15 protein-coding genes are annotated in these 20,814 nt (G+C 73.4%); 9 read left to right on the forward strand and 6 right to left on the reverse strand.

The window, feature by feature from the left end:
• The first annotated feature begins 1 nt into the window (after window position 1).
• Entirely contained in the window at window positions 2-1,075 is a 1,074-nt protein-coding gene (locus tag RB614_RS17070) for a PfkB family carbohydrate kinase (protein WP_308713493.1), read from the forward strand.
• Between the two features lie 166 nt (window positions 1,076-1,241).
• Here RB614_RS17070 and RB614_RS17075 read toward each other — a convergent pair whose 3' ends face one another.
• Entirely contained in the window at window positions 1,242-3,731 is a 2,490-nt protein-coding gene (locus RB614_RS17075) for a penicillin acylase family protein (RefSeq protein WP_308713494.1), read from the reverse strand.
• A 52-nt stretch (window positions 3,732-3,783) separates the two neighbouring features.
• Entirely contained in the window at window positions 3,784-4,584 is an 801-nt protein-coding gene (locus tag RB614_RS17080) for an alpha/beta hydrolase (protein ID WP_308713495.1), read from the reverse strand.
• A 231-nt stretch (window positions 4,585-4,815) separates the two neighbouring features.
• Here RB614_RS17080 and RB614_RS17085 point away from each other — a divergent pair, with 231 nt between their 5' ends.
• Both RB614_RS17085 and RB614_RS17090 read left to right on the forward strand, forming a co-directional pair.
• Window positions 4,816-6,342, forward strand: coding sequence for an SNIPE associated domain-containing protein (locus tag RB614_RS17085; protein WP_308713496.1), 1,527 nt, complete (start codon window positions 4,816-4,818; stop codon window positions 6,340-6,342).
• A gap of 16 nt (window positions 6,343-6,358) precedes the next feature.
• Window positions 6,359-7,405 (forward strand): DUF4236 domain-containing protein, encoded by a 1,047-nt coding sequence (locus RB614_RS17090; RefSeq protein ID WP_308713497.1) that lies wholly within the window; start codon window positions 6,359-6,361, stop codon window positions 7,403-7,405.
• A gap of 10 nt (window positions 7,406-7,415) precedes the next feature.
• Here the strand turns inward: RB614_RS17090 and RB614_RS17095 are convergent, their stop codons facing one another.
• Window positions 7,416-7,754, reverse strand: coding sequence for a lipopolysaccharide assembly protein LapA domain-containing protein (locus RB614_RS17095; RefSeq protein WP_308713498.1), 339 nt, complete (start codon window positions 7,752-7,754; stop codon window positions 7,416-7,418).
• 292 nt (window positions 7,755-8,046) lie between these two features.
• Between RB614_RS17095 and RB614_RS17100 the strand changes: the two genes are divergently transcribed.
• Complete coding sequence (locus tag RB614_RS17100) at window positions 8,047-8,643, forward strand: pyridoxamine 5'-phosphate oxidase family protein (protein ID WP_308713499.1); 597 nt, start codon at window positions 8,047-8,049, stop codon at window positions 8,641-8,643.
• A gap of 49 nt (window positions 8,644-8,692) precedes the next feature.
• On the opposite strand, the gene RB614_RS17105 is transcribed toward RB614_RS17100, so the two are convergent.
• On the reverse strand, window positions 8,693-9,415 hold the full coding sequence (locus tag RB614_RS17105; RefSeq protein WP_308713500.1) for a TetR/AcrR family transcriptional regulator: 723 nt from the start codon (window positions 9,413-9,415) through the stop codon (window positions 8,693-8,695).
• 125 nt (window positions 9,416-9,540) lie between these two features.
• Between RB614_RS17105 and RB614_RS17110 the strand changes: the two genes are divergently transcribed.
• The gene (locus RB614_RS17110) at window positions 9,541-11,760 is read left to right on the forward strand and encodes an MMPL family transporter (protein ID WP_308713501.1); all 2,220 of its coding nucleotides are present in this window, start codon (window positions 9,541-9,543) and stop codon (window positions 11,758-11,760) included.
• Window positions 11,761-11,943: 183 nt separating this feature from the next.
• On the opposite strand, the gene RB614_RS17115 is transcribed toward RB614_RS17110, so the two are convergent.
• The gene (locus RB614_RS17115; RefSeq protein WP_308713502.1) at window positions 11,944-13,506 is read right to left on the reverse strand and encodes a pectate lyase family protein; all 1,563 of its coding nucleotides are present in this window, start codon (window positions 13,504-13,506) and stop codon (window positions 11,944-11,946) included.
• Window positions 13,507-13,954: 448 nt separating this feature from the next.
• On the opposite strand from RB614_RS17115, the gene RB614_RS17120 reads away from it, so the two are divergent.
• The 3 genes from RB614_RS17120 to RB614_RS17130 are packed head-to-tail and all read left to right on the forward strand — an operon-like array spanning window position 13,955 to window position 17,700.
• Window positions 13,955-14,476 (forward strand): SigE family RNA polymerase sigma factor, encoded by a 522-nt coding sequence (locus tag RB614_RS17120; protein ID WP_308713503.1) that lies wholly within the window; start codon window positions 13,955-13,957, stop codon window positions 14,474-14,476.
• Window positions 14,473-15,732: an NHL repeat-containing protein gene (locus RB614_RS17125; RefSeq protein ID WP_308713504.1), complete on the forward strand. Its 1,260-nt coding sequence runs from the start codon at window positions 14,473-14,475 to the stop codon at window positions 15,730-15,732. The genes RB614_RS17120 and RB614_RS17125 overlap by 4 nt, the downstream gene beginning before the upstream one ends.
• 51 nt (window positions 15,733-15,783) lie before the next feature.
• The gene (locus RB614_RS17130) at window positions 15,784-17,700 is read left to right on the forward strand and encodes a glycoside hydrolase family 5 protein (protein ID WP_308713505.1); all 1,917 of its coding nucleotides are present in this window, start codon (window positions 15,784-15,786) and stop codon (window positions 17,698-17,700) included.
• A gap of 15 nt (window positions 17,701-17,715) precedes the next feature.
• Here the strand turns inward: RB614_RS17130 and RB614_RS17135 are convergent, their stop codons facing one another.
• Window positions 17,716-18,522 carry an SAM-dependent methyltransferase gene (locus tag RB614_RS17135; protein WP_308713506.1) on the reverse strand — a complete coding sequence of 269 codons (807 nt, stop codon included), beginning with the start codon at window positions 18,520-18,522 and terminating at the stop codon, window positions 17,716-17,718.
• A 185-nt stretch (window positions 18,523-18,707) separates the two neighbouring features.
• Between RB614_RS17135 and RB614_RS17140 the strand changes: the two genes are divergently transcribed.
• The gene (locus tag RB614_RS17140; RefSeq protein ID WP_308713507.1) at window positions 18,708-20,783 is read left to right on the forward strand and encodes a phosphocholine-specific phospholipase C; all 2,076 of its coding nucleotides are present in this window, start codon (window positions 18,708-18,710) and stop codon (window positions 20,781-20,783) included.
• Window positions 20,784-20,814: the final 31 nt, after the last annotated feature.

Consider the following 20,814-nt stretch of genomic DNA (forward strand, 5'->3'; position numbering starts at 1 on the left):
GATGTCGCCCACTGTGGACGGGCAGCGGCGCCTCGACCTGTTCGCGGCCGGCATCGTCTACCTCGACATCATCTTCACCGGCCTGCCGGCGCTGCCCGCGCCCGGCACCGAGGTGTGGACGCTCGGCATGGGCTCCAGCCCCGGCGGCATCGCCAACCTGGCCGTCGCCGCCAGCCGGCTCGGCGTCCACACCGGGCTGAGCTCGCCGTTCAGCTCCGACGCGTACGGCGACTTCTGCTGGCAGATCCTGCACGGCGAGGAGAACGTCGACCTCTCCGCCTCCCGCCGCTTCGACGGCTGGCACTCGCCGGTGACGGTGTCGCTGGCGTACGAGCGGGACCGCAGCATGATCACGCACGGTCACCCCGCCCCGGCCACCGTCGAGGGCCTGGTCGGCGACCTGCCGGCGGCGCGCAGCGCGTACGTGAGCCTGGAGCGGGAGCCGATGCCCTGGGTACGCCGCGCCCACGCGGCCGGCACGATGGTCTTCGCCGACGCCGGCTGGGACGCCACCGGCTCCTGGTCCGCCGAGGCGCTGTCGGTGCTCGACCACTGCCACGCGTTCCTGCCCAACGCGGTCGAGGCGATGCGCTACACCCACACCGACACCCCGGCCGCCGCGCTGCGCGCCCTCGCCGCACGGGTGCCGGTCACCGTGGTCACCTGCGGCCCGGCCGGCGCGCTGGCGCTGGACGCCGGCACCGGCGAGGAGGCCTCCGTGCCCGGCGTCCCGGTCGAGGCCCTCGACCCGACCGGCGCCGGCGACGTCTTCGGCGCCGGCTTCATCGCCGGTACGCTCGCCGGCTGGCCCCTGACCGACCGGCTCGCCTTCGCCAACCTGGTGGCCGCGCTCTCGGTGCAGCACTTCGGCGGCTCGCTGTCGGCCCCCGGCTGGGGCGACATCGGCGACTGGTGGCGCGCCACGAAGGACCGCGCCGCCACCGGCCACGCCGACTCCACGGACGCCGAGGTCGCCCGCCGCTACGCCTTCCTCGACGACGCCATCCCCACTGGCCGGATCCGCCAGGTCCGCCGGGCAACGGCCACGATCGCCAAACTCTCCGACGCCCAGTAAGACCCTGTTTCGGGATACCGCGGCGTCCGGAGTGGCCCCGCCGGAGGCGGAGGGGTGACCGCGACCAGGCGCGGAGGGTGCGGCCGCGGGAGCGACGGTCTGGACCACGGCGGGCGTCGCGGTAGCTCGAATGTTTGGAATCGGGCGCGGACCCGCCGGTGGGTGGCTAGGCCGGCTGGAGGCGGAGGGTGTCTTCGGCTTCGCGGCGGATGGTCGCGGGGTCCCAGCGCATCGGGAGCAGCTCGCCGCGGCGCCAGGGGCCGAACTGGTCGGCGTAGTGGGCGCTGAAGGCGTGCCCTGAGTTTCCGCTCAGCTGCACCCAGCGCGACCCGTCCAGGTTGCCGAGGTCGACCACCATGCGCATGGACGGGACGGCGTCCACCTCGTAGCCGGCGGCGGCGTCCCAGCCGGTGGCGTTGACGATGGAGGAGCCGCCGGCGACCGGCTCGGGGCCCTCGTTGAAGAGCCACTCGACCGGGCCGACACCGGACTCGCCGAAGCTCTGGTTGCGCAGTTCGAGGGTGTGCAGGTCGCCCCAGCGCCAGCCGGACGGGTCGTCGCCGAGCCGGCCGGTCAGCTCGGCCGACGCGTCCGCGAGGGCGGCCGACAGGATCTGGTCCATGGTCTCCGCGGCGGGGGTCGAGCGGTCGTCCCACCACGGCGACGACGGCTTCTCCAGCAGGCCGCGGACCACCTCCCACCAGCGGTCGCCGCCGTCCGCCCGGTAGTCCTCCGGCAGCTCGTCGAACGTCCGGGCGAGCAGCGCCCGCCACACCGCGTTGAAGTACGCGGCCGGGGCCGAGTCGACCGGCTGCTGGTAGTCCCAGCCGCGGAGCAGGTCGACCGCGCGGGACGAGGAGGGTACGCGCAGCAGGTGCGGCACGAGCAGCGGCCCGAGCGCGTTGTACCCGTCCGTCTGCATCCGCCGCACGTCGTCCACGGTGACCATCCGGCCGGCCCGCTCGACGAGCTGGTTGATGCGTTCGGAGCGGTAGCCGTAGGACCAGTCGTGGGTGAGCGGGTACGGGTAGCCCGGGCCGACCACCGCCTGGTTGGCGGTCACGATGTACCCCTGGGCCGGGTTGAGCACGCTGGGCAGCGCGTCGAAGGGGATGTAGGAGCGCCAGTCGTACCCGGTGTCCCAGCCCGGCGCCGGATACCGCCCGTCGCCCTCGCCGCGCACCGGGATGCGCCCCGGCGCCTGGTAGCCGATGTTGCCGGCCACGTCCGCGTACACCAGGTTCTGCGCGGGCACCTCGAAGAGCGCGGCCGCCGCCCGGAAGCTCGCCCAGTCGCGGGCCCGGTTGAGCGCGAAGAGCGCGTCGATCGTGCGGCCCGGGTCGAGGGCGGTCCAGCGCAGCGCCACCGCGTACCGGTCGCCGGCGTCCCGCAGCTCGGCCGAGGCGTCGGAGAGCAGCGGCCCGTTCCGGCTGGCCCGGACGGTGACCGTCACCGGCCCGCCGCCGGCGACCTTGATGGTCTCGGTGCGTTTGTCGAGGTCCCGCCAGCCGTCGCCGACCCGGACCCGGTCGCCGGCGACCTCCTCCAGGTAGAGGTCGGTGACGTCCGGGCCCAGGTTGGTGAAGCCCCAGGCGATCGCGTCGTTGTGGCCGATCACCACGCCCGGCACCCCGGCGAACGTGAATCCGGACAGGTCGAACCCGCATTCGCAGTGCAGCCCGGCCTGAAACCAGATGCCCGGCATGCTCGGCGACAGGTGCGGGTCGTTGGCGAGCAGCGGCTTGCCGCCGGCGGTGCGGGTGCCGGCGATCACCCACGAGTTGGAGCCCAGGTCGGGGCCGGGCCGGCCGAGGAGGGCGGGCAGCCCCGCGAGCCCGTCGCGCACCGCGGCGAGCGCCGGCAGCCAGCCGCCTCCGGCGCCACCGGCGTCCGCGGCCACGAAGGCGCCGCCGGTCACCCGCCCGCCGCCGACGATCGGCCGGTTCAGACCCATCGGGTACGGCGGGAACAGCTCGTCGATCTCCGGACGGGTGAGCCCGCTGCCGGCGAGGATGGCCCGCTCGGTCTCGTCGGCCATGTTGCCGCGCAGGTCCCAGGCCATCGCCTTGAGCCAGGCGAGGCTGTCGACGGGGCTCCACCGTTCGATGCGGTAGCCGCGGTTGGTCAGCCCCAGCACCGTGTACTCCAGGCTGACCTCGCCGCTCGGGTCGCCGCCGCCGTGCTGGTCGAGCCAGGCGTTGACCCCGTCCGCGTACGCCTGCAGGAAGCCCCGGCTCTCCTCCGAGATGATCCCCCACTCCTGCTCGGCGACCCGGCGCCAGCCGAGCGTGCGCAGGTACGTGTCGGTCTCCAGCTGGTCGCGGCCGAACAGCTCGCTGAGCCGCCCGGCGGTCACGTGCCGGCGGAAGTCCATCTCCCAGAAGCGCTCCTGGGCGGTCACGTACCCCTGCGCGCGGAACAGGTCGGTGGAGCTGCCGGCGTAGATCTGCGGCACCCCGTACGCGTCGCGGTGCACGGTCACCTCGGCGGCGAGCCCGGGCAGCGTCAGCTCCCCGCCGTACTCGGCGAAGGAGCGGCGGACCGACCACACCCCGAGCAGCCCGCCCACGACGGCGAGGACGGTGAACCCGGCGAGCAGCGCGAGCGCGACCCGCCGGATCCGCCGCCACCCGATCCGCCCGCTCCGCTCGCCCATGGCGCCGCATCCTAGCCCGCGCGTCGCTCCCCGCCGGTGATCGAAGCTCCCCTCATGTCGTTCCAGCGACGTGGGAGGAGCTTCGATCACTCCGGCTCGCTAGGCGGCGCGGAGGACGGCGTCGAGGCGGCCGGCGAACGCCGGGACGTCCAGCCCGAACCCGCCGTGGTCGCCCGGGAACGTCGCCACCGGCACGCCGAGCAACCCGCCCACCGCGTACGCGGCCCGGGCCGGCGGCTCCCCCTCGGAGGCCGCCCCGGCCGCCGGCACCACGACCGTGGTGGCGCCCTTGAGCGCGTCGGCCGTCCGGCACGTACCCGGCGAACGCCGGCACCTCGAACTCCAGGAAGAACTCGTTGTTGACCGCGAACCGGGCCAGCATCGCCGCCGTCTCCGGGTCGAGCTCGGCGGGCGCCTCGCCCCCGCCCGGTACCCGGTCCACGCTCTCGCCGTCGCCTTCCGCGGTGGGCGACCCGCTCATGGCGAGGGCCGCGCCGAGCACCTGCCCGGCCGCCGCCGAACCGCCCTCCCGGTACGCGGCCTCGACCTCGCGGATGACGCCCCGCCAGTGGTCCCGCTCCGGCAGCAGCTCGAACAGGGGCGGCTCGTGCGCGACCAGCACCCGTACCAGCTCCGGGTGCCGCGCGGCCAGCTCGAGCCCGATGACCGCGCCCGAGCTGTTGCCGAATACGTATGCGGGCGCCCGCTCCGACACCCCGACCGCGGCCAGCACCCGGTACGCGTCGTCCCCGTGCTCGGCGATGCTCTGCGGTCCGGGCGCCCCGTCGAGCCGGCTGCGCGAGTTCCCCCGCTCGCCCCCGGCACGGCAACGGTCTTCGTCTCCATCACTCACTCCTCCTCAGCCGACCATCCACGACTACGGTTCCGTCTTTCTGACGGATCCGGAAAGGGAGTCGGAGCGGCGGACCGGTTCTCGACACCCGGCCGCGCTCGCGCGGCGATACGACCGTGAAAAGCGCCCTTCGACGGAGTTGTGCCCCGTTCGGGCGATAGTTGCCCGGAAGCGACGATCGCTAGAGTGAGCGCTCCCAACCACGCTGCGTAGCCATCTGGAAGGTGTGCCATGCCCACGCACCGGTTCAACCCGCCGCCTGGCTGGCCCGTGCCACCGCCCGGCTGGCAGCCGCCGGCGGGTTGGCACCCCGACCCGAGCTGGCCGCCCGCGCCGCCCGGCTGGCAGTTCTGGGTGGCGGAACCGGCGGCCACGACGCGCGGCGCGGCGGTTGTCCCGGTCGTCCCCGGCCACCAGCCCTCACCCGCCTCCGGATCCGCCCCGGTCGCTTTCCCGCCGGCGTCCGGCACGACCGGCCGAAACGGCGCGCTCGGTGGCCTCTTCGGCGGCAAGAAGCGCCTGGAGGACGAGAACGACGAGCTACGCCGCCAGCTCAACGCGCTGATGGGGATGGACGCCGCCGCGGTCGCGGCCGAGGCGGCGGCGCTGCGGGACCAACTGCACGCGCTGCGCGCCGAGCACGCGTCGCTGCAGGCCGAGCTGGCGACGGCGCGGGCCGAGCTGGTCCGCACGACGGACGAGGCCACGCTGCAGGAGGTCGGCATCTACCGGTACCAGCATCCGCTCGCGGACGCGGTGGCCTACAAAGCGAGGCTGGCGGACCTGTCCGACCGGATCAAGGCCATGGCGCGCGGCGGGACCGCGGTCCTCGCCAACACCGGCTGGACGGTGAACGGGTCGGCCGCGGAGGGCCGCAAGATGATCACGCAGTACTCGAAGCTGATGCTGCGGGCGTACAACGCGGAGGCGGACAGCTGCGTGGCGCGGGTCCAGCCGCACAAGGTGCACACGACCATCGAGCGGCTCGACAAGGTGGCCACGACGATCGCCCGCCTCGGCAACACGATGGGCATCCGCATCGGGCCGGACTACCACTGGCTGCGCGTACAGGAGATCACGCTCACCGCGGACTACCGGGCCAAGGTCGAGGAGGAGAAGGAGCGGGTCCGCGAGGAGCGGGAACGCCAGCGCGAGGAGCGGGCCGCGTTGCAGGAGTTCGAGCGGGAGAAGGCGCGGCTGGCCAAGGAACAGTCGCACTACCTCGCCGCGCTGGCGAAGCTCCAGGCCAAGGGTGACCTCACCGGTGCCGCCGACCTGGAGGCCAGGCTCGCCGAGATCGGTGAGGCGATCGCGGGCGTCGAGGCCCGGGAGGCGAACATCCGCGCCGGCTACGTCTACGTGATCTCCAACATCGGCGCCTTCGGCCCCAACATGGTCAAGATCGGCATGACGCGCCGCCTCGACCCGGAGGACCGGGTGCGCGAGCTCGGGGACGCGTCCGTCCCGTTCCGCTTCGACACGCACGCCCTGATCTTCAGCGACGACGCCGTGGGCCTGGAGGGGAAGCTGCACGCGGCTCTCGACAAGCAGCGGGTCAACAAGGTCAACGTCCGCCGCGAGTTCTTCTACGCCGACCCCGCCCAGGTGCGCGACCTGCTCCAGCAGATCGCCGGCCAGCACCTGCTGGAGTACCACGAGACGCCGCAGGCGCTGGAGTGGCGGGCCAGCGGCACGCACGAGCAGCAGACCCCGCCGCCGGCCGACGCCCCGCCGCCAGCCGTGGCCGCGGCGGCCTGAGGCCGGGAGGCCGGGCATGGGCTTCTACCTGGGTACGAGCCTCACCGCGGGCCCGTTCCGGCTCAACCTCTCGCCATCGGGCATCGGTATCTCCGCCGGCGTGCCGGGCTTCCGGATCGGAACCGGCCCGCGCGGCAACGTCGTACGCGTCAGCGGGCTGGGCACCTACTACTCGGGGCCACCGCGCCCTCTCGCGGCCGTACCGCACGAGCCGTACCCGCCCGCGCTGGCCCAGCCCGGCGACGTGGTCCTCCGGGAGCTGGACGGCGCCTCGGTCCAGCACCTCGTGGCGGTGCACCCGTCCGACATCGTGAGCCAGCTGCGGGCCGCGACCCGCCGGGTGCCCCTGTGGCCGTTCGCGGCGGGGGCGACGGCCCTGCTGGCGCTACTGACCATCCCCTTCGGACTGGCGCTGCTCGTGCCCGGCGTACCGGCCGTCGTGTGGCTGTACCTGCGCGACCGCGCCCGCCGTTCGGTGGTCGTCTTCTACCAGGTCGACGGCGAGCCGGCGGCGTGCTTCGAGCGGCTCGCGGCGGCGCACCAGTTCTCCGCCCAGGCGCATCGCGCCTGGCACGTCGAGGCGCGATCCGGCACGCTCACGCCGTACCAGCAGAAGGTCAACGCGGGCGCGCACACCGTCGTGCGCCACGTGCCCGGGCGCCTGACGACCGGTGGACCGCCGGTGCTGGTCACCAACGTGCTCGTCCCCAGCCTCCACACCCGGACGCGCTCGGTGTATTTCCTGCCGGACCGCGCGTTGCTGCGCCAGGGCAGCGAGTACGCGGAGCTGCCGTACGCGTCGCTGCGGGTGAGCGCGGCCCCGCAACGATTCATCGAGGGTGGGGCCGTGCCCCGCGACTCCCGTGTCGTCGACACCACCTGGCAGTACACGAACGTGCGAGGTGGCCCCGACCGGCGGTTCAAGAACAACCGCCAGCTGCCGGTGATGCTGTACGGGCGCCTGACCCTCAGCACGCCGCAGGGCTTCTACATGGCCTGGGACTTCTCCCGGCCGGAGGCCGCCGAGGCGCTCGCCGACGGCATCCGGCGGATGGCGCGGTGACCCGCGTCCGCTAGGAGTGCCGGGTGAGGGCGCGGCGGGCGGTGCGGTGGGCGCGGCGTAGCTGGAGGATCCGGGCGCTGCCCGGGACCGCCACGACCAGGGCGCCGGCCACGGCCGCGAGCAGCAGGGCCACGCCGAGCGGGACGGTGCTGTCGCCGCTGATGAAGGAGACCCGCACGTCCTGCAGGTTCTGCAGCACGAAGATCAGCAGCAGGATCAGCACGACCGCGCCGAGGACCAGGCCGACCCAGGCGCCGCCGGCGCGGGAACGGCCGGGTTTCGGTGGCGGCTCGGCCGGCTCGGTGTCCGCGGGGCGTGGCGGTGCTTCGCCTTCCCGTGGCTCCCCCATGTCGATCACCTACCCCTGTGCGACTTGCCCGTATCGTCCCACTACCCACTACCCACTCACCCCGTCCTCCAACCCGGACCGACTGCCCGGAGACCGCCCACCTCGCCCGGGAGACGGGCCGCCCCCTTGGAGGTAGCAGCAAAATCCCTGACTTTGCTGCTACGTCGACGGGTGGAAGCAGCAAAGTCAGGGATTTTGTCGAGATCTCCCCCGCGCGCCTAGCGCTCCGGCGGGCGTCCACCCAGCGGAATCGGCCGCGACCGGCGGGCCGCGCGCGGCGATAATCGTGATCATGGGGAAGGTTCACGAGCGTATCGACGGGCGGCTGCGGGAGTTCATCGAGGCGCAGCCGATGTTCTTCACGGCGACCGCGCCGCTGGCCGGCGACGGCACGGTCAACCTCTCGCCGAAGGGGCTGCGCGGGTCGTTCGCCGTGCTCGACGAGCTGACCGTCGCCTACCTGGACTTCGCCGGCAGCAACGCGGAGACCGTCGCCCACCTGCGGGAGAACGGGCGGATCACGCTCATGTGGTGCGCGTTCCAGGGGCCGCCCAACATCGTGCGGGTACACGGGCGGGGTGAGCCGGTCTTCCGCGACGACCCGCGCTGGGGCGACCTGGTGGCGCGCTTCCCGGACATCGACCCGAGCGTCCACGGGCTGCGCGCGATCATCGTGGTGCGGGCCGAGCTGATCCGCGACACCTGCGGCTACGGGGTGCCGTTCATGCGCTACGAGGAGGACCGCGACCTGCACGGCAAGCGGTTCGCGCGGGAGGACGACGCGTCGCTGAGCGCCTACTTCGAGAAGAAGGAGCACATCGCGACCAGCATCGACGGCCTGCCCGGCCTGCCGCTCCCCCTGCCGCCGACGCCGGCCACCACCCACTGAGCGACCACCCGCCGCCACGCTGACGGTCGCCGGGCCGAGGGGCCGGCGGCTAGGCGGGCACCGGGAGGCCGGCCGCCTCGGCGGCGAGGCGGAGCTGGCCCAGGAAGAGCGCGTCCCGCGCCTCGGGGTCCATCCAGGCGAAGTGGCCGTTGGCCTCCAGCGACGTGAACCCGTGCAGCGCCGCCCAGGCGTGCATCATCGCCTGGAAGTGGGCCGGGCCGACCGCGACCTCGTGCTGCTCGTGCTTGATCCGGGCGCAGAGCTCCACCGCCGGATGCACCTCGCGGATCCGCGGCGGCCCGAGCCGCCCCTGGTGGAGCGCCTCGACGAACAGGGACGACAGCTGGGCCATCGCCCGGCCGGCGGCCTCGCTGGTGCTGCCGTCCGGCGGCGCCGCGTAGTCGGGCAGCGGCATGCCGAGGATCAGCGCGAACTGCTGCGGCTCCTCGTGCGCCCACCGCCGGTACGCCTGGCCGGCGGCGACCCAGGCGGCCGCGATGTCGCCGGGCGGCGCCTCGGCGCGGGCCTTGGCGACGGCCTCACCGAGCCCCTCGTACGCGTCCTTGATGAGCGCGCTGACCAGCTCGTCGCGGTCGGCGAAGTAGCGGTAGAGCGCGGGCGGTGTCATGTCCATCACGCGGGCGATGTCGGTGAACCGCACCTCCACCGTCCCGCGCTCCCGCATGAGGGCGAGGGCGGTCTGCTTGATCTCGTCGATCGTGGCTGCTCGCGCCCGTTCGCGGCGGGGGGCGCTCCGCGGGTTCGGGCTCATGTTTCCTCCAGATTATGCGTTGCGTTAAGCATCGTTACAGACGTGAAGGCGCTTGACAAGTGACGAGCCATCGTGTTTGTTATGGAGCTTAACGAAGCTGAGTATCCATAACCCGGGGGAAGAGGATGAACGACGCAGGACCGCTGGGCCGGCTCGCCCGGCTCGCCTATCGCAACCGCGGCCGCACCGTGCTCGTGTGGCTGGCCGCCCTCATGCTCGCCGCCGGCCTCTCGGCGGCCTTCGGCGGTGACTTCGCCGCCGACTACTCGGCGCCCGGCTCCGACTCCAAGGCCGCGGAGCAGCTGCTGCGGGAGCGGTTCCCGGCCCAGTCCGGCGAGGTCGTCGACGTGGTGGTACGGGTCGACGGCGGCGTCGCGGCCGCGCGCGGCGACGTCCAGGCGCTGCTCGACGAGATGAAGGCCGTGCCGCACGTGGCGAGCGTCGACGACCCGTTCGCCTCCCCGGGCGGGATCTCGCCGGACGGCGGCACGCTCGTCGCCCACCTGCGCCTGGACGTCACCAACCCCAACGACATGCCGCACGCGGACAGCGAACGGCTCCTCGCCATCGCCGACGCCGCCGACCGGCCCGGCCTCGACGTCGCGCTCGGCGGCCAGTCGATCCAGCTCGCCGAGCAGGGCGAGATCGGCTCGGAGGGGATCGGCCTGCTCGCGGCCGCGGTGATCCTGCTGCTCACGTTCGGCTCGGTGGTCGCCGCCGGCCTGCCGATCCTCACCGCCGTCGCCGGGCTCGCCGTGAGCAGCACGCTCACCGGACTGGCGCTGCGCTTCGTGGACGCGCCCGACTGGTCCACCGCCCTCGCCACGATGATGGGCATCGGGATCGGCATCGACTACGTGCTGCTGATGGTCACCCGCTTCCGCGAGTGGCGGGCCGCCGGGCTGGCCCCGGAGGCGGCCACGGTCGCGACGCTCGACACCGCCGGCCGCGCGGTCATGGTCGCCGGCAGCACGGTCGTGGTGAGCATGCTCGGGCTGTTCGCGATGGGGCTGTCGTTCATGCGCGGCGCCGCGGTGGTCACGATCCTCGGCGTCCTGGTCGTGATGGCGGCGAGCGTCACGCTCTTCCCCGCCCTGCTCGGCTACCTCGGCAGGCACGTCGACCGGCTCCGCCTGCCGCTCGGCCGGCGCCGCCGGGCCGAGGTCGCGGTCGGCGGGCACATCGAGCCGGGCCGCGGCTGGCTGGCCTGGAGCCGCCTCGTGCAGCGCCACCGGGTGGTCGCGGCGCTCGCCGGCGTGGCCATCCTGCTCGCGCTCGCCTCGCCGTTCCTCGGCGTCCGCTACGGCTTCCCGGACGCGGGCAACAACCGGGAGGAGACCTCCACCCGCCAGGCGTACGACATGCAGGCCGCCGGCTTCGGTCCGGGTGCCAACGGCCCGCTCGTCCTGGCCGCGGAGCTGTCCCGGCCGGGCGACGCCGCCGCGCTCGACGGGCTCCGCGCGGCCGTCGCGGCCACCCAGGGCGTCGCCATGGTCGCGCCGCCGCAGCTCAACCCCGCCGGCGACACCGCGGTGCTCACCGTGCTGCCGGCCACCGGGCCGCAGGACGGCAAGACCGAGGACCTGGTACACCGCCTGCGTGACGAGACCATCCCGGCCGCGACCGCCGGTTCGGGTACGACGGTGCGGGTCGGCGGCGTCACGGCCGCCTCGATCGACAGCACCGAGAACACCGCCCGCCGCCTCCCGCTGCTCATCGCCGGCGTGGTGCTGCTGTCGATGGTGCTGCTGCTCGCGTCGTTCCGCAGCGTGGCGGTGGCGCTCAAGGCCGCCGCGATGAACCTGCTCTCCGTCGCCGCCGCCTACGGCGTGGTCGCGTACGTGCTCCAGGGCGGCTGGGCCGGCAAGCTGATCGGGATCGACACCGAGACGCCGCTGCCGTCGTTCGTGCCGGTGCTGATGTTCGCCGTCCTGTTCGGACTGTCGATGGACTACGAGGTGTTCCTGGTCAGCCGGATGCGCGAGGCGTGGACCCGCACGCGGGACAACAGCCGCGCGATCACCGAAGGGCTGGCCGGCACCGGGCGGGTGGTCACAGCCGCGGCGGCCATCATGATCGCGGTGTTCGCGGCCTTCGTACCCAGCCCCGACCTGGTACTCAAGGTGATCGGCATCGGCATGGCCGCCGCCATCCTCGTGGACGCGACCGTGGTACGCATGCTGCTGGTGCCCTCGGTCATGCACCTGCTCGGCCGCGCCAACTGGTGGATGCCGCGCTGGCTCGGCCGGCTCCTGCCCGAGCTGCACGTCGAGGGCGAGCCGGAGCGGCACCTGCCGGTCCCGCCCGAGCCCGAGCTGGAGCTGGCCGGCACCGCCGCCCGCTAGCCGCCGAGAGCACCCGGTGATCGTGGTACTTGAGTGCCTCTCTGGGGGCACTCGAGTACCACGATCTGATTCCGCGACACGATGCGGAGGCCGGGGATCTCGGCGAGCGCCAGCGAGCCGCCGGCCTCATACCTGAGCAAGCGCTTCCGGGTCCGCCACGGCGGACCCGGAAGCGGCACCGCACTAGGCGTAGGTCTCGTACTCGGCGACCCGCGGCGTGGCGCTGGAGCTGGTGATCTCGAACGTGATCTTCTTCAGCGAGGTCGCCGCGAACGTGATCACGCCCGCGCCGCTGCCGGTGGCCAGGACGGCGCCGTTGTCGGCGTTGACGACCCGCCACGAGCCGATGGCGCCGGTCGCGCCGGCCGCCTCGCGGATGTTGATCCGGGAGACCCTGGTGGCGGAGCCCCACTTGATCGAGATGGAGCCGGTCGCGCCCGCCGGTGACCAGTAGGTGCCCATGTCACCGTCGCGCACGTTGCCGTAGCTGGTCCCGCTGGCCTTGCTGGAGCCGTCCGCCCCGGCCCCGATGCTCAGGTTGGTACCGCTGGGCGGCGGGGTCGTCGGCGCGGGCGTGGTCGGCGCCGGCGTGGTGGGTCGCGGCGTGGAGGGCGTCGGGCTCGGCGCGCCGGTGGTCGGCGGGGTCTGCGGCACGCAGTTGCCGTTCGACACCTGCAGGCCCTTGTTGGCGCCGGCCGTCTGGCTCACCACGCTCGGCACGCAGCTCGCCCCGTCCAGCGTGTACGAGTACGGGATGCTGACGGTGGTGTTGGACTGCGGGTTGGGGCCGGCCGGCTGGTTGTCGTCGCCCGGCGCGGACCAGGTCACGTTGTCGAAGATGTTGCCGCTGACCTGCCAGTAGCCGGCCTGGTCGGTGTAGAAGGTGCCCAGGACGTCCTTGGAGTCGCGGAAGTAGTTGTTGTCCACCTTGGCCCGCCCGCCGGCCCGGGAGTTGATGCCGGACTCGTGCAGGCTCACGTAGTGGTTGTTGTAGATGTGGGCGATGCCCCCGCGCAGCAGCGGCGTGCGCGAGTCGATGTTCTCGTACAGGTTGTGGTGGAACGTGATGTAGCCGTTCGAGGTGTCGCTCTCGCTCGACCCGATGAGCCCGCCGCGGCCGGAGTTGCGCAGGATGGCGTAGGAGAGCGTGACGTACTGGACGTTGTCCTTCACGTCGAAGAGCCCGTCGAAGCCCTCCGACTCCCCGCCCGACGCCTCCAGGGTCACGTGGTCGACCCAGACGTTGCGGACGGTGCTCTCCATGCCGATCGCGTCGCCGCCGTTGGAGGTGGGCGAGCCGGACTTCTTGACGTTCCGGACCGTCACGTTCTGGATGATGATGTTGCTGGAGTCGCGGACGTGGATGCCGAGCTGGTCGAAGACGGCACCGCCGCCGACCCCGATGATCGTGACGTTGCTGATCTCCTTGAGCTCGATCTTGTCGGCGGCGGTGTTGCAGCTGTCGCCGGAGACCTTCGTCGTGTTGCCGTGGTTGATGGTCCCGGAGACCTCGATGATGATCGGGGTGCTGCTGCTGGCCCGGTTGCAGAGGGCGGTGTGGATCGCGGTGCCCGTGCTGGCGCGCACCGTCTGGCCGCCCGCGCCGCCGGTGGTCCCGCCGTTCTGGGTCGCGAAGCCGGTGACGCCGCCGACCGCCGCGGAGGCCTGGTGGGTCGGCAGCGCCAGCGCGATCGCGGCTCCGACGGCCGCCGTGGCCAGCGCCGCCAGTACGACTGGTCGTTTCATTCGTGTCTCACCTTCGTATTCGAATGCTCTGATCTCGCCGTCCGGGTGGACCCGGCGGTGAAAGTCCGGCAGAGCCGGCAGGAAAGCCCTGGTAACCGCGGGGAACGATCGCGGCGCGCGCCGGGACCGCCGGTGGCGGGCGGCGAAACCCGCGCACGGCGGCGCGCACCGCTGGTTGGGCATCGCCCGAAATGCCCTCGCCCGGCCCCAAAGCGAAACATCGACGGAACGCCATCGTAGGAAAGCGTTTTCCCCGAAGGCAAGGTCTACCGTTTGCAGGTTTGTTGCAGCGCCCCGGCCGCACCCCCTGGATCGCCACCCGCCGGCCGCCGCGCGCCCCGCCCGGCGTGGAACGCCCGGCGGCGATCTGAGAGTGGGTTGCAGCGCTCCGGCACCCCTCGCTCGTCTTCGAGGGTGAGGCGGTGAGGCGCAGTGAAGGCGAGGGGTCGTGGGTGATTCGGAGAGTGAGCAGTTCAAGCTTTTCGTCGCCGGCCGTGGCGACCAGATGTTTCGGGTGGCGCTGGCGCTGACCGGCGGGCACCACGCGGCCGAGGACCTGCTGCAGGACGCGCTGGCCCGCACGTACGCCCGGTGGCGGCACGTGCGCGGCGACCCGGAGGCGTACGTGCGCCGGGCCATGTACCACAGCCAGATCACCGCGTGGCGCCGCCGCGGCCGGCTCCGGGAGGTGCCGGCCAGCCACGTGCCGGACCGGGCGGACCCGCGCGACGAGGCCGACGCCAGCGAGCGGCGGCTCCAGCTGCGGCAGGCGCTGATGCGGCTGGGGCCGAGGCAGCGGGCGGTGCTGGTCGCCCGCTTCTTCGAGGACCTGTCCGACGTCGAAGCCGCCCAGGTCCTGGGCTGCTCGCCGAGCACCGTCCGCAGCCAGACACACCGCGCGCTGGCCCGGCTCCGGGAGATCGCGCCGGAGCTCGCCGGGCTCCACACCTTTCGGGAGAGTGTCCGATGAACAGCCTTCCAGACCTGCTACGGGAAAGCCTGACCGACCTGACCGACCCGGCCGAGATGCCCGCGGGGCTGGGGGAACGGGCGCTCGCGGCCGGTAGGCGCCGCCGCCGCTGGCGGACGACGACCGTCGGGGCGGCCGCGGTGGCCGCCGCCGCGGCGGTGGCGCTGCCCTTCACGCTCCTGGCCGGCGGGGAGCCGCCCACGCCGGCGACCGCCCGACCGCAGAACGCGGTCTTCGCGGTGCGGCACACCGAGTACCTGGCCCCGTCCGCGCGGGAGTCGGACGTGCACCGCTGGGAGGTGCTCGACCCGGCGACCGGCGACTACCGGGACGCGCTGGTCAAGACGGTCTCCGAGCCGACGAGCGACCTGCGGTACGCGGCGGTGCTCCCCAAGGGGGACGGCGCGCAGACCCAGGCCAAGCTCGGCCGGTACGAGACCACGACCGGGGCCATCCGCTGGTACGACATCCCGATCCGGCCCGACTACGCGACCATCTCCCCGGACGGGCGGTACGCCGCGGCCCGGGCTTGGAGCGACGCCGCACAGGCCGCCGACATCGTGGTCGTCGACCTGGAGACGGGCCAGGTACGGCGGTTCGACACCGCGAGCCTCTACGCGTCCCAGGAGCAGTCCACCCCGAAAGCCGAACCCCGGACGCCCGGACTGCCGCTGCTGCCCGTCGCCATGATGGACGAGCGGACGCCGGAGGTGGCCTTCGCCCCGGACAGCCGGCACCTGCTGTTCGGCACGGGCCTCACCGACTTCGACGGCCGCCTGGTCCGGACGCTGCCGCTGCCGGACGACACCGGGTTCGTGAGCGTCCACCGGGGCGGGGCCGGGATCCTGGTCCGGACCGGCCTCGCGACCACCGACTACGCGGTGGTGGACGAGACCGGCGCGATCCGGTACGGCACCGCGACGGGCGACCGGACCTGCGCGGAGACCCCGGCGCCCACCGCGGTCCCGCGGTGCCGCAAGCCGTGGGCGCGGTTCCTGAGCTGGCGCGGCACCGACCAGATCCTGGTACAGACCGCCCCGGACCCGTACGTGGCGCCCGGCTCGCCGTCGGCCTCCCCCGCACCGCCGCAGGAGGCCCGGTACATGGCGCTGGACCTGCGCACCGGCCGCCAGGAGGCGGTCGTCCCGCCGCACTTCGACGGCGACGGGCCGGCCGACGACGTGGCCCACTCGTTCGTGGTGGTCATCTCCGCGGAAGCGCTCTCCCCGTCGGTCCGCGAAAGGCTGGCGTTCTGACGACGTTCCGGCATGATGGTCGATACATGTCCATCTGTCGCTGGAGGACCGATGATCCCGGGGCGCCCGGTCGTCAGCTCGCTCGCTGCCTGCCTGGTCCTCCTCCCCCTCGCGCCGCCCGCCGCCGCGGCGGGCGGCGCGGAGGCCGCGGTGGGCGAGCGCGGGACGGCCGCGGCCGCGTGGGTGCCGCCGTTGAGCACCCGCGGGCGGTACATCGTGGACGCCAACGGTGACCGCTTCAAGCTGAGGTCCGGCAACTGGCACGGGGCCAGCGGCACCTGGACCGGCTCGGGCGACCCGGAGCAGGACGCCAACCACCACGCCGGGGAGAACTCGGGGCGGGTGCCGCTCGGCCTCGACCGGGCGCCGATCGCGGAGATCGTCGCCGGTTTCCGGGAGATCGGCCTCAACAGCGTCCGGCTCCCGTTCTCCAACGAGATGATCCGCGACACCCGCCCGGTCACCGACGCGGCCGTGGCGGCCAACCCGCACCTGCGCGGCCGGACGCCGCTGGAGGTGTACGACGCGGTGGTCGCCGCGCTCACCGCCGCCGACCTGGCGGTGATCCTCAACAACCACACCAACACCACCCGCTGGTGCTGCGGCGTCGACGGCAACGAACGGTGGAACGCCAGCCAGAGCGCCGCCGCCTGGGAGTCGGACTGGCTGTTCATGGCCCGCCGCTACCGCGCCAACCCGCGGGTGGTCGGCGCCGACCTCTACAACGAGGTACGCCGCTCGGTGTGGGACGACCCGAACTGGGGGCTCGGCGACGACCACGACTGGTTCGCCGCGTCGCAGCGGGCCGGCGAGCGGATCCTGGCCGAGGCCAACCCCGACCTGCTGATCGTCGTGGAAGGGATCAACTGGGTGGGGATCCCGGTCGACGGGTTCTTCCACGAGCGCCCGACGCTGGCGCCGGTACGGTGGCTCTCGCACACCCTGACCGCCTCCGGCAAGCTCGTCTACTCGGCCCACTTCTACGACTACACCGGCCCCAACCACAGCGGCGCGACCGGGGTCGGCGAGACCACCGACCCGCGCTACCGTGACCTGACCCGCGCCGAGCTGCACGACGTGCTGTACCGGCAGGCGATGTACGTGGCGGCCGAGGCCGAGCAGCACTTCACCGCGCCGGTCTGGGTCAGCGAGTTCGGCGTCGGCGGGCGGGCCGAGACCGGGGTGAAGCAGCGGGCCTGGTTCGCCAACTTCGTCGACTACCTCGTCCAGACCGACGCCGACTTCGCGTACTGGCCGCTGGTCGGCTGGCACGACGACCGCACCGGCAACGGCTGGGCGCTGCTGCACTGGGACCGGGCCGGCGGCCGGATGGGCCTCTACGACGGGGACGACTGGCGGGCCGCCGACTGGACCCGGCTGGTCGGTCACGCCGGCCGCACCGGGCACGTGGATCCGGTGCCGCGCTGGTCGATGCTGAGCCCGGACCACGGCGACTTCGTCCGGTCGGCGCGGATGCGGGCCCGGCCGGACTGGGACCCGGGCGCGCGCAAGGCCGCCTGCCCGGACGGGCAGCGGCTCGCCGGGCTGAGCCACACCGGCAACCGCGGACTCTGTACCGACACCGGCGCCGCCGGGCTCTGGCCACCCTCGGCCGGGTACGAGGTCGTCGTCGACGAGCGGCACGTGCCGCCGGGCGGCGACTGGGCCTCCGGCTACACGAAGCTGCAGTGCCCGCCGGGCGCCTTCCTCGTCGGGTACGCGGTCCGCGGCGCCGCCGTCTCCAGCGCGCTCTGCGCCGCGTCCGGCGGCGCGTTCCCGGCGGGCGGGCGCACGGTGTGGTTCGACCGCGGCGACAGCCGCCCGGCCGGCGCGCCCGGCGGCGACTTCGCGAACGGCCACTACAAGGGCCAGTGCGCCGGCGGCGAGTACGCGGCCGGGATCGCCTACACCGGCCGGCTCGGCTCCCGGAAGACGCCCGACGCGCTGTACTGCCGGCCGCTGCGCTGACCCGCGCCCTCGGCGCTACGCCTTGGTCGCGACGCCGACCAGGCCCGGTATCTCCGGCGCGCCGGCGTCGCCCGAACCGGCCGGCGGGCGCCACTGCAGCACCGGGACCACGCCCGGGTCCATCAGCCACCAGCCGGCGAACAGCGCCTCGACCTCGGCGCGGGTGCGAAAGGTCAGCGGCGCGGCGCTGGAGTTGTAGGTCTTCACGGTCTCCTTGACCTCGTCGGTCATCTTCGCCGGGTACGACATGTGCGAGATGACCAGGCCGCTGCCGCTCGGGACGGCGTCGCGGTAGGCCGCCAGGAAGCCGCACGGGTCGTCCGCGTCCGGGACGAAGTGCAGGACCGCGACCATCAGGACGCCGACCGGGCGGTCGAAGTCGATCAGCCGCCGGGTGACCGGGTCGCCGAGCACCGCCGCCGGGGCGCGCAGGTCGGCCTGGACCACGCCCACCCGGTCCGACACGTCGGCCACCAGGTGCCGGCTGTGGGTCACCGCCACCTGGTCCACGTCGACGTACACCACCCGCGCGTCCGAAGTGGCGCCGAGCGCGATGTCGTGCACGTTGCCCACGGTCGGGATGCCCGCGCCCAGGTCGATGAACTGCCGCACCCCCGCGTCCAGCAGCGCCTCGACCGCGCGCCCCAGGAAGCCGCGGTTGGCGGCCGCCCAGCGCCGCGCGTCGGGCTCGGTCGCCAGCATCCGCTCGGCCAGCGCGCGGTCGGAGGCGAAGTTGTGCCCGCCGCCGAGCAGGTAGTCGTACACGCGGGCCGGGCTGGGTCGGGAAAGGTCGATACCTTCCGCCCACGGCGGCTGGTCCATCGGCACCCCTGCCAAGGATCGGGGACGGCGCGGAAAAAGCGACGCCCAGCTTAGCCGGTCCGGCCGGGCGGCAGCGCCGCCGCCAGCATCACGACCACCACCAGCCGGAAACTGGACACTTGGCGTCCACCCCGCGCCGATAGCTTCCGGGAGCCACGTGCCAGACTCCCCGGGAGGGCCGCGAGATGAACCCGCTGGATCGCCGTCAGTTCCTCAAGATGGTCGGGGCGCCCGCGGTCGGCGCGGCGCTGCCGGCCGGCCTCGACAAGGCCCTGGCCATCCCGGCGCACCACCGCACCGGGTCGATCCGGGACGTCGAGCACGTCATCTTCCTGATGCAGGAGAACCGGTCGTTCGACCACTACTTCGGCACGATGCGCGGCGTGCGCGGCTTCGGCGACCCGCACCCGGTCGACCTGCCCTCCGGCAAGAGCGTGTGGCACCAGCCGGACGGCGACGGCGAGCTGCTGCCGTTCCGCCCCGAGGTGCCCGACCTGGGCCAGACCTTCCTGCCCGACCCGCCGCACGGCTGGAACGACGGCCACGCCGCCTGGAACGAGGGGCGCTTCGACAGGTGGGTGCCCAACAAGGGCGTCACCGCGATGACGTACCACACCCGCGGCGACCTGCCGTACCAGTTCGCGCTCGCCGACGCGTTCACCGTCTGCGACAACTACCACTGCTCGCTGATCGGCCCGACCGACCCCAACCGGTACCACATGTGGTCCGGCTGGGTCGGCAACGACGGGAAGGCCGGCGGCCCGGTCGTCACCAACGCCGAGCTCGGGTACGACTGGTCGACCTACCCCGAGCGGCTGGAGCGCAACGGCGTCTCGTGGAAGATCTACCAGGACGTCGGCCTCGGCCTCGACGCCGGCGGCTCGTGGGGCTGGACCGGCGACCCGTACATCGGCAACTACGGCGACAACTCGCTGCTCTACTTCCACCAGTACCAGAACGCGCGCCCCGGCGAGCCGCTGGCCGACAAGGCCAGGACCGGCACCGAGGTGAACGCGCTCGGCCGCGACCCGCTGGCCCTGCTCACCGACTTCCGCGAGGACGTGCGGCGCGGGCGGCTGCCCCAGGTGTCGTGGATCGTGGCCCCGGAGGCGTACACCGAGCACCCGAACTGGGAGCCCGGCTTCGGCGCCTGGTACGTCTCCCGGGTCATCGACATCCTCGCCGCCAACCCCGAGGTGTGGAGCAGGATGGCGCTGTTCGTCACGTACGACGAGGAGGGTGGCTTCTTCGACCACCTGCCGCCGCCCACGCCGCCGGCGACCCGGGCGCACGGCCTCTCCACGGTCCCGGTCACCAACGAGATCTTCCCCGGCCAGCCCGGCCTCGGCGCCGGACCCTACGGCCTCGGCATCCGGGTACCGATGATCGTCGTGTCGCCGTGGACCCGGGGCGGCTGGGTCAACTCGCAGCTGTTCGACCACACCTCGCTGATCAAGTTCCTTGAGGCGCGGTTCGGGCACCGCGGCCGGGACCTGGTGGAGTCCAACATCACCCCGTGGCGGCGCGCGGTCGTCGGCGACCTCACCTCGGCGTTCGACTTCGAAAACCCGAACCGCTCGCGCCCGGTCCGGCTCCCCGACACCGACGACCTCAAGCCGGACGACCTGGTCCGCTTCCCCGACGAGGTGCCGGTGCCCCCGGCCGACCAGGCGCTGCCGAAGCAGGAGCGGGGCGTCAAGCCCGCCCGCGCCCTCCCCTACGAGCTGCACGCCACCGCCCGCGCGGGCGCCGGCGCGGTGACCGTCGACTTCCGCAACACCGGCGCGGCCGCCGCGGTGTTTCAGGTCCGCGAGGCGCTCAGCACCGCGCCGCCGCGCGGCTACACCGTCGAGGCCGGCAAGCGCCTGACCGACACCTGGCCGTTCACCGACGGCTACGACCTGTCGGTACACGGCCCGAACGGCTTCTTCCGCCGCTTCCAGGGCGGCGCCGCCGCGCCCGACCTGGAGATCAAGCCGGGGTACGACCCACGCCACCTCGACCTGGCGCTGGAGTTTCGCAACCGGGCCGGCGAGCGGGTCTCCCTCACGGTCCGCGACGGCTACCGCGGCCGGCCGGTCACGCTCACGCTGCGCCCGGGCGAGATCCGGCGCCAGACCTGGTCGCTCGAGCGCACCCACGGCTGGTACGACCTGACCGTCACGGTGGCCGGCGGCGCCCACTTCCAGCACCGCTTCGCCGGCCACGTCGAGAACGGCGCGGACAGCATCACCGACCCGCTCCTCGGCGGCCTGCTCTAGAGTCCCGGCTTCCCGGGCCGCCCGCGGACGG

Source organism: Phytohabitans maris (genome assembly GCF_031085175.1).
Lineage (GTDB): Bacteria > Actinomycetota > Actinomycetes > Mycobacteriales > Micromonosporaceae > Phytohabitans > Phytohabitans maris.

Coding starts and splice junctions, on each gene's coding strand:
- RB614_RS17115 (WP_308713502.1), bottom strand. CDS start 13,506: ATGAAACGACCAGTCGTACTGGCGGCGCTGGCCACGGCGGCCGTCGGA.
- RB614_RS17130 (WP_308713505.1), top strand. CDS start 15,784: ATGATCCCGGGGCGCCCGGTCGTCAGCTCGCTCGCTGCCTGCCTGGTC.
- RB614_RS17100 (WP_308713499.1), top strand. CDS start 8,047: ATGGGGAAGGTTCACGAGCGTATCGACGGGCGGCTGCGGGAGTTCATC.
- RB614_RS17090 (WP_308713497.1), top strand. CDS start 6,359: ATGGGCTTCTACCTGGGTACGAGCCTCACCGCGGGCCCGTTCCGGCTC.
- RB614_RS17095 (WP_308713498.1), bottom strand. CDS start 7,754: ATGGGGGAGCCACGGGAAGGCGAAGCACCGCCACGCCCCGCGGACACC.
- RB614_RS17135 (WP_308713506.1), bottom strand. CDS start 18,522: ATGGACCAGCCGCCGTGGGCGGAAGGTATCGACCTTTCCCGACCCAGC.
- RB614_RS17110 (WP_308713501.1), top strand. CDS start 9,541: ATGAACGACGCAGGACCGCTGGGCCGGCTCGCCCGGCTCGCCTATCGC.
- RB614_RS17125 (WP_308713504.1), top strand. CDS start 14,473: ATGAACAGCCTTCCAGACCTGCTACGGGAAAGCCTGACCGACCTGACC.
- RB614_RS17105 (WP_308713500.1), bottom strand. CDS start 9,415: ATGAGCCCGAACCCGCGGAGCGCCCCCCGCCGCGAACGGGCGCGAGCA.
- RB614_RS17085 (WP_308713496.1), top strand. CDS start 4,816: ATGCCCACGCACCGGTTCAACCCGCCGCCTGGCTGGCCCGTGCCACCG.
- RB614_RS17140 (WP_308713507.1), top strand. CDS start 18,708: ATGAACCCGCTGGATCGCCGTCAGTTCCTCAAGATGGTCGGGGCGCCC.
- RB614_RS17075 (WP_308713494.1), bottom strand. CDS start 3,731: ATGGGCGAGCGGAGCGGGCGGATCGGGTGGCGGCGGATCCGGCGGGTC.
- RB614_RS17070 (WP_308713493.1), top strand. CDS start 2: ATGTCGCCCACTGTGGACGGGCAGCGGCGCCTCGACCTGTTCGCGGCC.